Below are 16,025 nucleotides of genomic sequence, written 5' to 3' on the forward strand. Positions count from 1 at the left end.
AAAGCATACAGCCTTTCGGGGATTTCTTGTTTTATCTGTTTGCACTATTTCATTTGTGCAGTTTCTATGTAGCTAGAATTACTACTGTTCTTTACTACGTAGCCCAATACAGGGTTGTCTGTACCATTTCCATAACAAGTACCATTACCCTTACCTGAATCTTTTGTACCTATGTTGGTATTACCATTTGTTGGAGCAGCTTTATTAGTCGTTGAATAAGTTCTTGCTCCAGCTGCTGTTTTGAATACACCAACATTGATTCTTTCTTCTGGAACAGATCTTGTTGAAGTGTCAGATGGTAAATATGTAATTTCCCATTTACCTGTGAAACAATCTACACTATCTGAACCAGATTGAATACTATCAGAAACAAGGTATGCATATTTAGGAAGGCATTGTGAAGTTGCATAATATCCAATGTACGGAATATTTTGACTTCCTGTTTTTGCGACATCGATTGTAAGATTTGTTCCAACAATATCGTAAGAATCTACAGTGCATACGTCTGGAGTTCCGTCTTTATAATTTGAAAGATATGCATATTTCAAATCACTTTCACTATATGCAGCTATGTGTATTCCATTGTCTGCATCAACTGCAAGATTACAGTATGTACCGCCGACATCCAAAATATCAGGTCCTTTTGTCCATCCAGCCATACTGACTCCAGTCCTTTCAGTAAGAGGTGTATCATTATATGCAAAGCATAATTTACGATGCCACTGGTCATACCAAACCATTACGATAACATCGTCATTGGTGGTCTGTCCATTTTGATTAATTTTCTTTACTACACCAATAGAAACATAATTACCGGCACTGCCAAGCAAACCTTGTCCAGATTTATTTGCAACAATCTGAGCTTTGCTTGGATCATAGAAACCATAGTTATAATCCTTTGCACCAGAGCTTCCAATGTTTAATTCATTGCCAGTGAAGCTGTCTGTAATTGTTCCAATGTTTGTTTTTCCTCTAGTTCCTCCTTCCGTATTTGGGTCTCCAAGTGAGCCACTTCGGAATCGAAGTTCATCATTAATATTATCATAATACGCCAGATAAATATTCGTTGTGCCAGTACCAGGACGTGATGTAGCAATTGATGGACTTTGAATTCTGTCTTTATCTACATATAATTCATCAGTACCAGGGTTCTCTTTAACTCCATCACCATCATCATACATCTGACCGATAGATTCTACTCGTAATGATTTATCACCACCAGTAGATCCTGTTTTACCAGAACTAGTTCCAACTCCAAATTTAGAAGTCATAAAATTGAACAAATCCGCCTGGTGTGTATTATTATCTCCACCAGAAGCTACTCCATACGAATATCCAGCAGAATCATATGCAAGACCTACAGAACGATACTGTTCAAAGCTACTCTGCCAGGTTGTATATGAAGTATTCCAGTTTGGCATACAATACAAGAATTGTCCGTTCGCAAACGCAAATCCAATCATATTGTTTCGAGGATTAATCTTCATAACTGCATCTGTAATATGGAAGCTTGTAGGTTTTGCTGCCTCATTATCAAATTCCCAAATATCAAACCAAATATCATCAGTGAGCAAATTATTGTTATCTCCGTTTGGCTGGCGGTTGTAGTAATTTGCATATACAGTTTTATCGCCACTTGGTTTTTCTGCAAGATTAACAGTTTTTGCGTATACACCATGACTGTCGTTTGCATTATGGTTATTGATTGCTTCGATTTCATTTACCTTTGGATTATAGATACCAGATTTCTGAAGCGTTGAAATCTGCACAGAGGTGTTTGTTCCCAAATTGAATCCATTCAAAGTTACTGTTTCATTCGAACGAACAGCATAATGACCGCGTGCTGAACGAGTGAAAACACTTGGATTATTTCGTCTAAGTGATGTCAAAGATGTCGTAATACTTTTGACGTATGGAACAACATCCATCTTGTAAACAGGATAGTTCGTTGTTCCGTCAGTTACGGTATACTTGACGGTTGTTGTAAGTTCCTGACCTGGTATGTAACCTCCGCTCGTAGTTGGAGCTTGGATTACATTCTCGCCAGAAATCTCTGTCGTATTGCCAGCAAGGTCTGTCGCAAGGACTGTAAGAGTCATGTCCGTATCAGCTTTTTTGCTGACTTTTTCGGTGTCGATGCTCAGAGTCCAGTAGATTTTGTGTCCTTTCTGACCGAAGTAGACTTTATCATCAAATACGCCGTAGGTGTCAACTTTCTCGCCCTTCGCATTTGTCGATACGACTGAGACGCTTGCTTCATAACCGTTAGCCGAGATAGATTTTGTGCTGTTGCCATCATAAAGCTTCCAAGTAGAGATTCCTTGTTCCTCATCATAGCCATAGGTTGCGATTGTTCCGCTGAGCGTTGTTGTTTCGCCTTTTCCAAACGTAAAGCTGATAGAAGCAAGTGAGTGCTCGTCATAAGCCGTACCTGTGAATGTAATCTTTCCAGAGACTTTCGGGTCAAGGTCATTTATACCAGTACCAGATGTTGTAAATGTATCCGGCAAATCATCTTCAAGTTCGATATGACCTTGAAGATCGTTTACAGAAGAAACCGCATCTTGAACATCTGAGCCATAAATTGAGTTCGATGTGAGCGACTGCCAGTAGAACGGATTGACAACGACAGTCGGTGATTTGCCGTCGGTGAGGTCGTAGCTGAATCCCTTGACGAGCACAACGGCTTTCTGTGAGTCAGTTCCCTGGGTAGTCTCCTCGGTCTCGTCCCAGAACGTAAATGAAAGTGCCTTTCCATCACCGTCGTCAGCTTCTGCGTAGGCGGTTTTGCCTGTGAGCACGCTGTTCTCAAGCACGTATGCGTAGAACTTGTTGTCGGCGGCAGAGGCTGCGAAGCTTGGGGCTGTGATTGAGTAAGCTGAAGCGGCATCCTTGTCTGTTTTTGCGATGCTTGCAGAGTATGTTGTCGTCTCTTCTACCGTGGTTCCGGCTGAAGTACCGCTTGCGATTGAATTAATCTGAGTGCCGGCAGCTGCTGCGCGAGCAGTTGCTGTACTTGCATCGTCCGCTTCTTTCTTTGCAACGAGCATGATTGACTTGTTACCGCCCACGATTTCAGGAACTACGGCAAGCTTGTTCTTTGCAGTGAATTTTCCTGCTGAGAACTTTTTCTTGCCCTTTGAATCCGTAGCATCGAAATCAAGGACATAGTTATCCTTCTCTTTGCCCTCTGCACCAATGATGCTGTATTCCTCAAATTCTTCTTCCTCGAATTTTTTGTTGTTGTTCAAGTCGGTTGCGAGGAAGAGTTTTGCAACACGTGGAGCGTTGTTTGATACGCTTGTGTTGATTGTCGTTCCGCTGACGTTGCCAGCCTCATCGAATGCGAGGATTACAAGAGAAATCGGACCGTCCGGCAAGTTGTCAGAATGGATTGAAGCATCCCAAGTCCAAGTTGAAGAAGTCTTTGAGAATGATTCTGGCATCAAGTCTCCGTCATCACCCTTTTCGAATGTGAACGGATTTTCGCTGTCACTTGATGTCTTTTCTGTAGCAGAGTTGTCGATTACCTGAGCAATCGGGAAGTATGCTGTAACAGTTTCAGTTTCTGTTGGTGCACTTGTAAGAGCAGGCTCGAATGTAACTGCTGTTGAGCTTTTAGCTGTGATTCTTCGGAAGATAGTCTTGTCGAAAGTAATCAATCCGCCAACACGTACATGAGCATCAAATGTGCCTTTGAATGTCGTTGTAGTTGCAGTTCCGCTTACTTTGCGTGCGTACAAATCATAAGTTGAAGCTGTGCCACCAGCAGTTTCGCTTGGCTGAGTAAGAGTCAAGACTTCAATATCACCAGCATTAATAGAAACTTTAGCACCACTATAATCATCACCAGAAGGCTGAATCATCGGGTTAATAACAACATCATTTGCATTTGTCGTGCTCTTTATTGGCGTTGTTCCAAGCTTTCGCATGTAATAGAATACAACACGCTCAACTCCAGAACCTTCGTCAGTTGATTTTCCAGCAACAGTAAACTTGTAGTTTGAGTTCTGAACGATATTAATAGCAGAGAATTCAGCACCGTTTGCAGTGATGCTTTCCAATGAAGGAGCCTTGTTATCAATCTTAAACGAGAATGTCTGTTCTGCAGTATGGCTTGTTGCATCCGAGTCTATCGCTGTTACTTTGTAAGAAGCAGAATCACCAGACTTGTCAATAGGAATAAAAATCTTATATCCTTTTTTAGTCTTACCATTAACAGATTCAGACACAGCAAATTTGTATGTTGGGTCAAGACCGTTTACCTTCAATGTATTAATATCAGAAGCATCAAGAGCTTTAACGACAAGATACCACTGGCCGCGCAAGTACATGTCAGACTCATAGTTCTGACTTACACTTGGGGTCAAAGCTTTTAACGCTTCAGACGTTGTCGCACTTGTAATAGCAGGTGCAAACTGCTCTACATTTGCAGAAAGTGACGGAGCGGCATTATCAATATGAATTCCAATCACATTGTCTTGCTGAGTCCATGCACCCATTTTTCCATCGGCATTTATACCACAAGCTCGAATAGAGATATTGTTTGTCGTTTCCGTAGTCGTTCCGGTTGCCTCTGGAGGGTTCATTTTTCCGTCTGCATTTAGAGGAATATTCCAAGAAGCAGTTCCGTTGGTCTGAATACCCCACCAAGCATCCAAATCCGTTTTAGAAGCAAAACCGAGTGCCTTAAGGTCACCATCAGAGAATGTAGATGAAGAAGTATATTCAGTTCCCTTTATTGCGTTGATTACAGTGTAAGCGTCAACAATAGCGAAACCATAAGATGTCATTGTCGCTTGTGCAGCAGCCTTAGAAGCCGCAAAAGTTCCAGTTCCATCTGCATTCAGGTCACCAATCTGAATATAAACATTCTTGACCGTAGTCGTGTTTGAAGGAATCTCCGCACTACCTGTTGCACGAATTGTTCCGCCAAGGGTAACATATTTTTCTGTTTCAGTTGTACTACCAGCTTTCTTATCATAGTAAGAAACTGTCGGATAAGTGAACACAACTTTTGGTCGGTCGCCGTCCGGGTTATGGAGAATCACATAATCTGTCTTAATGTCGTAGTTTCCGAGCTTATCAATTGCAAGGAAGTAAATTGGCAATGTATAAACTCCGTCTGTAATTGTCTTAGCATAAACATCGGAATCATAGACATCAAGCATCGGATTGCCGGCTTTATAAACATGAGTTGTAGTATTAGATGTAGCGACATCGTACTTTCCATCAAAGTCAAACTGCCAAGATGTGACGGTTGCTTTAATTGGCATAGCCGAACTACCACCATTCCATGTCAAAGCTTTGAGCGTTTCAAGTTTTGTAGCTTCTGCAACAGTAGCATCAGGAATGTCACTCTGCTTTGGAATAAGCCAGAAGATTTCCTCCGTGCCAGCATTTCCATCGTCGAATGCAGTACCAGTGAATGAAACAGAACCAGTTTTTTCTTCGCCGCTTGCAGGGCTGGTGACTTTGATTGTCGGTGGAGTATTGTCCACCATGAGAGTGACGTTTCCGTTACCAACCAAGCCGAGCTTGTCATACGGAACGACTTTAATTGCAACGCTGTCAGACTTTGCATCGGCGAATGAGACTTTATCGGTTGTCCAAGTTGCGTTATTACCAGAACCTTTAAAGTTGTCAGCCGCAGTAACTGTTGTGTTTGCATCAATCTTGAAGTCGTTATGAGAACTGAAAGTTTTTGTTACTTTCGTACCATCTTTCTTGGTGTATGTGATTTCCATTGCGATGCCTGCAATTCCGCTGGCATCGTTTGCGACAACCTGGAACTGTGCCCACTGTCGTTCTGTTCCACCAAGAATGTAACTTGTATTTACGGCTTCATATTCAGTGTACTGTTTTGAAGTATTGTTAAGGCCGCCGTTAACATCACCTGCAGTAGTTGCACTTGCTCCAGCTTTGAATGCAAGACCACGAATATCATCTACAGCCGGAGAAGTTGAGTCTGACTGATATGCGAACGGTTCCGCATCAGCAGAGTTTTCATGGTAATTACCAATCTTGACTTTCGGAACCTTGAGATAGTTCGTTCCGTTTTGTGTGTCATACATTGTGTAGAAGACATTGTCAGCCTTATCTTTCACATATATATAGAAGCCTTTTGGTCCATCGCCATTCTTATTATCAGGACTAATGGCATTCGTATTAGCAGTAACAGGTGTGAATGTGACAGTACCGTTTGTCTCAGAGTAGTCAGACACATCTGTGCTTGGAGCTGTTTGTCCAGTAGCCCCAGTGTAGCTAGTCTCAGAGAAGTAGACTTCAGCAATTCCATCGTCATCATCAACTGTGGCGATGACCTGAGATTTTGTTCCATATTTAAGAACGAATCTTGGACTTGAACCAGCTCCCAGATCAGTGAGGTTCGTGAGCTTGATTACAGGTCGGTCTGAATCCTGAGAAATTGTCACAGGAATTGCTTCAGAATATCCGATGTTGCCAGCCTTGTCCTGTGCCTTTGCACGGATGTAGTAAGCAACGTCGTTCAAAGGCTCAATCTTTGTTGTATCGAAGTTCTTGATACTAAAGGTGTAGTTGCCAGAAAGAGAAAGATTTGTCATATCGCCATGTACGGCGGTTTTCTCACTATTTGTGAGGGTTGTCCATGCGAGCGCAGATTTTTCAGCATCTGACAAATCTGCAAAAGCCCTTGCCTTATTCTGAGCATCAAGCGGAGCCGCAACATACTGAATTCCAACGATTGCTGTATTTGACAATGGGTTATCATCTTCGACCGTACCAGTCAAATCAATGATTCCATTGATTTCACGGACAGATGTTGTTTTGTCAGCATCCGCTGGAGCGTTGAGAATAACTTTCTTAAGCTTCTTATCCACAGTGATTGTGCCGATGTTTGAAGTCTGTGAATTGCTCTTCACTTCTCCTGCGTTATCAGTAACTGTTGCATATACAGTGAAGTTACCAGAAGTGAGGTCTTCATCAGCGAACAAATCTTTACTGATTGTTGCCTTCCAGTTAGCAATTGAAGCATCTGTTGTCGTTGTAACAGCTGGATTTGGCTCAACTGTGATTTTCGGATTTTTATCTGAACTCTTATATTTGTGTTGTTCATCAATAGTCAAAGAAACCACAATCGACTTGATACCAGAAGCACCGTCAGAAGGATTATCTTTTGCAGTTCCTGTAATCACGATGTCTGATTCACCGTTCGTGAGGTGAGCATTCATATCGCTTGCTTCTGCTTCTGGAGCTTTTACATCTACGTTGATTGAGTAACAACCTGTAACAGCATCTGTACCAGTTCCAACTGAAACCGTATCCAAAGCAGCGTTACCAACGTTATCTACAGCCACGAGGAGAAGGTAGTTTTTGCCCTCTTGGAATGAAGAGACTGTTGTCTCGAAGTTTGATTTAACAGTTTTATCACCAGAAGCACTACTAGAAACAGTTGCTTCCTTCTCAGAAGAAAGTGCAGCGAATCCTGTTGAACCGTCTGTGTAATTAGCAAGGAATGTATCTGCATAATCTTGGGTCGGCTGAGTCTGCAAAACTTTGTAATAGAGCATTGAAAGACCACTGAGAGGTTCAGTGAAGTATCCGCGAATCATGATTGTTGTATTGTTTCCGTAAGTTCCCGGAGAATACTTTCCGCCAATACCGTCACCAATTCGGAATGTGTAGTCTTTTCCAGAACCATCAAGTTCATGGAGTGCGGCTGGAACATCTGTGTCGTACTTGATTGAGATAATTGATTCAGCTTTATTGCCAGCTTTGTCGTACAATGTGAGTGTTACCTTTGTATTATCACCAGACAATGTGTGCAAATCAATGTTGTCGAATACCCAATCGGCAAGCTCATCTTTGTTTGCTGTTGCAGGATTATCAACAATTTCGACAGTATCAAGTGTTTTTGTGCCGTCTGTAATAGAAAGCGTGATTTTATTGAGACCAAGGTTGTCAGTCGCAACACCAGAAAGAGTGAATTTGTGACCATCGCTATTATTTACATAGTAGAATTCTTTTCCGTTATTATCCTTAGTCTTATAAGCCTTGAAGTTTGCAGTCTTTTCTTCAAGAACTGGGCTAATAATCTTTGGATCCGTAGTATCATAAGTGAGCGCGAACAAATTCACGTCAGTAGCATTGCCCGCATTGTCGTAGATTCGTGCGTATGCAGTTCCTGATTTTGTAATATATGTTGCAGGAATTCCTGCCGTGCAAGAACCATCAGCAGCGACATCTGTAATATGAATTACATCAGCAGCAGTTGTATCTGTTGCCTTGCTGTAGAGATGAACGTCAACTTTTGCAATGCCACTGCCATTTTCCTCATCACTTACCTTAAATGTAACAACAGGATTGACCGCAGAAGCACCATCTTTTGCACCCTTTGAGTAGAATGGATTTTCTTCAGAAACTTTTGCATTGTTAACTTCAACTGAACCAGAAGTGAGGGTTGGCTCTGTCATATCAATCTTCCATGGGCCGAGTTCTTTTACCACAGATTTATTTTTGGCATTATCGATTACAACAATACGAATCATTGACTTCTGTGATTTGAGATTATCGACTGTTCCTGCCCAAGTTTCTGTACCCGCAAAGGCTGTTTCATCACCCCAAGTATAAGAACCACTATCATTTTTTGTACCTATCTGATAGTAAACTTTTTCAATTCCAGTTCCACCATTATCACTAGCGGTTCCTTCAAAACGCAGGCTGTTTGTCTTATACCAGTCAGCATCACTAACCTTTGTTGAAACATGAGGTTTGACGTTAGTTGTATTTGTCTCAGAAGGCTCTTCTTCACCAAACTGTGGTGCAACTGTATCAACCTTTACAGTACGTGCTTCAATTGTAGTCTTGCCAGCAACATCGGTTGCCTTGATTGAGAACGTGTAAGTTCCATCCGGGAGATAATTCTCTGCATCTGTATCGACACCTTCTCCAGAACCGATAATGAAGTCTTTTTTCCAGTTTCCAGATTTCTTTGTAGAACCAGATTCAAGTTGAATATTCCATGTACGAGTTCGTGTCGTTCCATTAGACAGTTTTTCATTTGTAGAGATTACAATTACATTATCTCCAGTTGAATGATAAGTTCCGTTGTCATAAAGTGCGTTAGAATCAGAAACAGTTCCTTCCAATGTGAACTTTCTAGCAGATTCAGTACCTGTTCCGCCAGTTGCCTCGAGACCGTTTGTTGTGATTCCGTTTGAGCCGACCTTTGTTTCTGTAAGTGTCGGTGGGGCAACATCATAATAGAACGTACGAGTTTCTGTTTGTGCTTTATGTCCGAGATAATCTTCTACCTCGGCATAAACTGTGAACGAACCCTCTGCATTGAATGAGCTGTTAAATGTAGCCTGACCAGTCGCACTTCTGTTATTTACAGAGTAATTTGTTCCTGGTACATCAGTAACATTCGAAGAGTCAGTGATATTTTTTACAATATATTTGATTGCAGTTGAGCTTGACGTATCAATTCCAACGCCATCATCAGAATATGCAATTTTTGCTACAGGAAGATTAGTTGCCAAGAACTGATCACCATCACCAGGAGCAGTAATAGACGCATCTGGTGTCTTTGTATCCACAATGACGGTTATAGATTCCTTGAATTCATGGTCACTTCCAATTTTATCATTGACTGTGAGTGTGTATACATACTGTCCGTCATCAGCATTATTTGCAGCAAAGTCTGGAATTGTGTAAGTCCATGCACCAGCTGTAGTTACATCAGTTGTAAAGTTTACAGTGGTTGTCGCAGCTCCGTCTTTTGACACAGTGAGTTTTGGAGGATTGTTTGGATCAATATTCTCCTCTGTGATTGTACCGCCGAGAGTAAACGTACTGTCAGTGTAATATGTCTTTCCAAAAACAACGCTTGCCCCTGTATTCTTTGCAGAATCAAGCAGTTTTCCACCAGAAGCTGGTGTAAGAACAATAGTTGAAGTCGGCGCAACCATATCAATGTTGAATTTTCCTAATGGGTCAGATTCAGTTTTGTTTCCTGCGTTATCAACTACAACAACACGAACCTGAGTTGAATTATGGACGAGATTCTGAACAGTACCAGCCCATGAAGAAGTTCCTGCAAAATAATCACCCCTTGTCCAGCTTGAGCCGTCTGTTGAAGTCTCGTAATAAACTTCCTTAATACCCGTACCTGCTACACCGTCAAATGTATCAGTTGCAGTTCCTGCGAATCTGAGTTCGTTTGTCTTGTACCATTTTTCTGAGTCTGATGTTACAGATGTAGTTGAAACGTATGGCGCAACATTTGTAGTGTTTGAATCCGAAGCCACTCCAGTTCCAAACTTCGGTGCAACAGTATCAACAGTTACAGTTCGGCTAATCTGGTTTGTTTTGCCCGCTGTATCGGTTGCGATAATTGCAAAGTTATACGTGCCGTCTGGGAGATAGTTTTCTACAGATGTATTGGCACTTTCATTATTTGGACCTTTGTAATTTGCAGTGTTGAATGTATATGTCCATGTAGCGTACTGTTTTGCTGTATAAGATTTTCCGTCAACAGTTTCTGCTTTAGGTGTTACAGTTACATTTACACTGCGATTCTGACCGTTCCATGTGCCAGAGATTTTTACAGTACCAGTTGCACCATTCTGATACAAAGCGTTCGTATCATAAACAACACCTGTCAAAGTGATTGTTCCTGCGTTTGTTGTAAGACCGCTAGATCCAATGGCTTTTTCATCAACTGTTGGCTTGCTGGTATCAAGATAGAAGTTTCTCTCAACAAGCTCTGATTTATGACCAAGATAATCTTCTACCTGTGCAGTAATTTTGTAAGAACCTTCTGTAGAGCCTACAGCACTTGTCAAATTAACAGAACCAGTTGCGCTTCCGTTTGTGATTGCATTTGTTTCAATTGTTTTTTCATTTTCTGTTCCATCATCCGAAATGCTGAAGAGTTTGTAAGTATATTCCTTGATTCCAACACCGTCATCAGAATATGCGACTTTTGCTGCCGGGTTACTTTCAAAGCTTTCGTTTTCACTTGGGCTTGTGAATGCAAGTTCCGGTTTTTTTGTATCAAGAGTTACTGTTACAGATTTTGAGAAACTCTGTTTTGATTTATCCCAAACAGTGAGTGTATATTCGTAAAGGGCATCTTTTGAGCCGTCCTCATCATAGTTTGGAGTGTATGACCATTCATATTTGCCGTTGCCGTCATTTGCACCAAGAATAAATGGCCCGTCATTTGAAGGTGTCAACTCAGCTTCCAACACACCTTCTTTTGAAATTGTGAGGGTTGGCTCTTTTGTTCCTGGGAAGCCACCAGCCTGTGCCGCATTCTCGATAAGGTTCGTCTCTGTGATTGTTCCTTTAAGAATGAATGTATTATCTGTGTAATATGTGCTTCCGAAGTCGAGAGCGTGAGGATTAGCATTTGTAACAGATGCTTTCTGACGATCAAGAAGTTTTCCATTGGTGTCAAGCTTAATATTAGAACTTGGCGCAAGCGAGTCGATTGAGATTGAACCGCCGTCGATTTTTGTGACCAAATCCGTGTTGCTGCCTGTTTTTGCAGTTGTTTTTGAAGCATCTGTTGAATATTTTGCTTCGTTTCCGAATGAATCCTTGGCAATAATTGCGATGTTGTACTCTGTGTCGTTGAGGCCTGTGATGTTTGCCGTAAATTCGTATTTTTCACCATTTTTTACGAATGTTACGAGACCTTCTTTTACATCAAATGATGTTGAAGCCGGCGGAACGAGATAAAGCTTAAAGTATTCAGAAGTGCCGGAAATGTTTTTATCTTCGATTGTTCCCGTCAATTCAATTGAACTTGAATTTGAGAATGTATCACCAGTTTTTCGTGTGAGGACTACGCGAGGTGCATAAGTATCACACTTCAAAATAACGGTTTTTGTTGATTTTCGAGAATGTGTGTCAGTTGCAGTGAATGTGGCAGTCTTTGTATCTTCGTATTTTGTCTCACCGTTGACCAGGAATCCTTCCCATGCCGGAGTTACAACGAATGACTTGCCCTTGCCGCCTGCAAGTTCTGTTGCACCGCCAACCGCGAGTTTGACATCACCAGACTCTAATTTATCTACGTTTGTATCTTCAACTTTTACAGTGAGTTTCTGATCTGGAGTTGTTGCTTTTCCGATTCCGTTTGTTTCGATTTCTGTTGAACCGTCAAAATCAACTACTACGATTTTTGGAGCCTTTTCATCAAAATTAAGCACGACCGGATCTTCCGAAATCTTGAAGTTTCCTACGTTATCTTCTGTTGCTACATAGACATATGCTTCGCCGTCGAAATAATTTTTATCTGTTGCAAATGTTTTGACTGGCACGCTGGCATTGAAGCTTGTGACGTTTGTTGCCTCAACAGTGCCACCCTGGTTCATCTGAGTCCAGTCATTGCCTTCAAAGGCTGATTTTATCTGGGCGATGTTTTCATCTTTGAGGGCATCTGCTGAGAATTTATCTTTTGTAAGGAGATATTTTACAACTGAAATGCCTGCAACGCTTGAAGAATCCGCACCATCCGTAACATCAGCTTTAAGGGTGATGTATTCCATTTCATCGAGAGGAACGAGTCTATTATTATTATCAACTGATGTTGTTGTCGCTTTAATTTCAGGAGACTTTGTATCAACTTTGAATGCGCGTGTTTTTGCGGCTGTCTGACCGTAAATATCCGTTACATCTACTTTAATAGAATATGCGCCGTCATTTGCGACCGTATTCTCCCATTTCCAAGTGTATGAGTCTCCATCTTTTGTCATTTCAGAAGACTTAATTTCAAAAGTCTTTGGAGCAGCTGCATTCTGGCTGTTTTCTACCAGAGTTCCTTTCAAATCAACTGCTTTTGAAACACTTCCGCTGACTTGAATTGAACCGCTCTGGAAACTGTTCAAATCCGGTTTTGAAATCTCTACCTCCGGTGCACCAGAATCAACGGCGACGAAGAATTTGCCGACTGATTTTTCTCCATAAGGATTTGTGTTCAGGCCTGTTGTAAGGTAATCGCGGGCTTTGATTTCAACCTGATATTTTGCTTCTTTTGAAGGAAGGACGTAGCTCAAAGCGGCTGTTGTCTTTCCTGGATAGTATTTGTATGGATTTGCCTTTACGTTGTCTGTCTGGGCAGAAACTTCTGTTTCTTTGACCAGCTCGCCTTTTTCATCGTAAACATAAACTTCATATTCAGCGATGCTGTCATCATCAGAGAAATTTACCGTGAGTTTGTTGTTGCTTGTTGTGCCGAAGAGGTTGTGGTTGACTTTTACATTTTCAGCCTTTGTAATTGACAGTTCTGCGTTACCCAGTTCAATCTTCGGGCGGTCAGTTTCCTGGTAAATTACGAAATTCTTGCCGCCATTGAGAAGGCTTGAAGAATAGCTGCCCTTGTTGCCGGCCTTGTCGGTTGCGGTTACAACGACTTCAATCTTAATCTTTTCATCTTCGCCTTTTTCTTTAAAATCATGGAAGAATTTTGAAATCGCCCTTGTGTCAAAGCTTTCGTTTATAGAATAGACGCTGCCGAGTTTGCCGTCGAAATCAGCTCCCACATCTTCTTTGTTTGCAATCAAATCAGCGAGAATTGAAACAGGTTCCTCGTCACCAATGCTTGCAAGAACGTCATAAGTTACGGCAGCTTCAGTTTCAAGAAGGTTTGTATCAGAAATATTGCCCTTGATTGAAATTTCGCCGTTGAGGTAAGTGTTCGTGTCGCTGTCACCGAAGTATTCAGAGCCGAGAACTGTCGGTGTTACAGAAGAAATGCTGACTACAGGTGCGACTGTATCAATCTTGACGCTCAGAGTTTTTTCGCCTGTATGGCCGGAAGAAGATTTTCCAGAGACTTTAAGTGTTGCAAGCCACAAGACGCCTTTAGGAGCTTCCTTCCCGTAGACTTCAAGCAGCCCCGGAAGTTTTGATGCATCAAGATGCCATTTGTCTTCTGTTTTATCATATGTGAGGGCCTGGGCAGCAGAAGTAGACCAGACCTTTTCATCATTTTCGATTTTGCATGTGATTGTATCGGTAAATTCTCCGATATTTTTCTTTGTTGAGCCGTCTTCGATGATGCTGAGGCTTGCTGTAAGTTCTGAGACGTAAAGAGATTTTGTTGAAAGACTTGCTGTTCCTGAGAATGAAGGAGCGGCAAAGTTAGCCCAGACTGAAAGGTTGTCTGGAGTTTCGATGTCGATTGTCGGAGGAACGCCGGCTGTATTTCCCTCAAATCCGTAAACTGTGTTCTGTGCGAATTCAAGGTCTTCGATATCGCAACCTGTTACGCCGAGGATGTAGTATTTTGAAAGTTCGATTCCGTCAGGAAGGGTTACGCTGAATGTTTTTGTGCTTACAGAGCTGCTTCTTGAGTTGTTGAGTGAATAATCATAGATAAGAACCCAGTTTGCACCGCCGGTTGTTATTGTAGTTGCAGGATTTTCAGGAGTTTCGTGAAGCTTATCCATAAATCCGGCAAAGTCATCATTGTATTTTTCAAATTTTACAACTTCTTTTCCAAGGGTAATCAAATCACTCTTGACGGCAGCCTGGTCTGTCGGTTTCTGGACGTAAGTTTTCATCCATACGCGAACGACTTCCGGAGCAATGTTTGTCTTGTCGAGGCCGGCAGAAATTGTTACTGAAACGGTATTTCCTGATGATGCACTGAGTACTGCCTCGTCACCGAATCCGAATTCAAATCCGTTTACATTGTAAGTCGGGTTTGCCTCCGGGTTGAGGGAGAAGCTGAGTTTATTGGCCATCGGGTCATCTTCAACAAGAGAAGTGTCATAAACTTTTTCATTGAGGGTCTGGAGAACAGATTCCTTGCTGGCAGAACCTGAATAAACGCCAGAAATAATATCCTTGAGATTTGCCGCACTCAAGCCCAAACCTTTTTTGGCACTCATGAGGCTTGCATAGACATCATCGTAAAGATAGACTTTTGAAGTTGAATTTCCGAGCTGCTCGGCAGAAATCTCATCAGCTGAGCGGGCGTCTTCACCCCATGGATTGCGGTAAACTTTTGTAGAGTCAGTGAGCTTGATTTCAGCATAGTAATATTCCGTGCCTGACTCAGACTCATGAAGCTGGCTGTAGCGAGTGTTCAGGGCTGTTGAAGGCTCTTTTGAATACTGAGCAATCTGAACGCTTGTTCCGCCGGCAGTTGCAATATCTTCTTCGCGATAATATGGAAGATTTTCACCTTCGTAAGATTCTGATGAAACGCATTTTCCGCTGGCATCATAGATTGTTACGTCCATGAAAGAAATTGTGTGGTTGTCAGAAATTGTACCGTCAATTGTAAAGAGTGAACCATAAGCAGATGCGCTGAGGTTGGTCTTTTTGATTACGCCAGGATTTGAAATAATGAAAACAGGCGCAGTGTTGTCGATTTCGAATGTCTTTGAATAAGTTCCCGAATTATTGCCCGCATTATCAAATGCAGTAACGCTGAACTCATAGTTGCCGTCCGGGTACTGCCAGCCGTTGTAATAGCCGGCAGCAGAAGCATCATAACGGTTGATGTCGACCCACCATCGGTTTTTGACAGGGTCGAAACTTGCGGAATAAGTATCAGAAATTTTGCCGCCGTCATCGAGGCTCTTTACGTTTACAGTAACGCGGGCGATAGATTTATCGTCGGTTACAGTACCCGCAAGAATGAATTGATCACGGATTGCAGAACCAGATTCCTTTGGATAATCGATGGACAGACTCGGTGCCTTAGTATCGATGGCACCACCCAAACCGGCGTCTTCACCACAAGAATAAAAAGCAAAACCAGACAGAATTGAAGCACCAAGTAAAAGAAAGCTCTGTAACAACTTAACAACACTTTTTTTCATAATTGCCTCCAGCCAAGCAACAACACTTTTAGATGATTAGAAAATTTTGCTAAAATTATAACATGGATATACTTGAAATAGTATGACAAAAAGTGAAAATTTTAATAAGAAAATGTTAATTTTGTCATAAAATTTATATTTTTGGAGAAATTTATTCAATTTTATTTTAAGAATTTGATAAGAGGATGATTTTTTCTCAGT

1 protein-coding gene is annotated in these 16,025 nt (G+C 41.7%); it reads right to left on the reverse strand.

Annotation, left to right across the window (positions count from 1 at the left end; all coding sequences use genetic code 11):
- Positions 1-44 precede the first annotated feature (44 nt).
- Positions 45-15,824, reverse strand: coding sequence for an RHS repeat domain-containing protein (locus HNP76_RS13300; RefSeq protein WP_184661355.1), 15,780 nt, complete (start codon positions 15,822-15,824; stop codon positions 45-47).
- Positions 15,825-16,025 lie beyond the last annotated feature (201 nt).

Source organism: Treponema ruminis (assembly GCF_014201975.1).
In the GTDB taxonomy this organism is placed as follows: Bacteria; Spirochaetota; Spirochaetia; order Treponematales; family Treponemataceae; genus Treponema_D; species Treponema_D ruminis.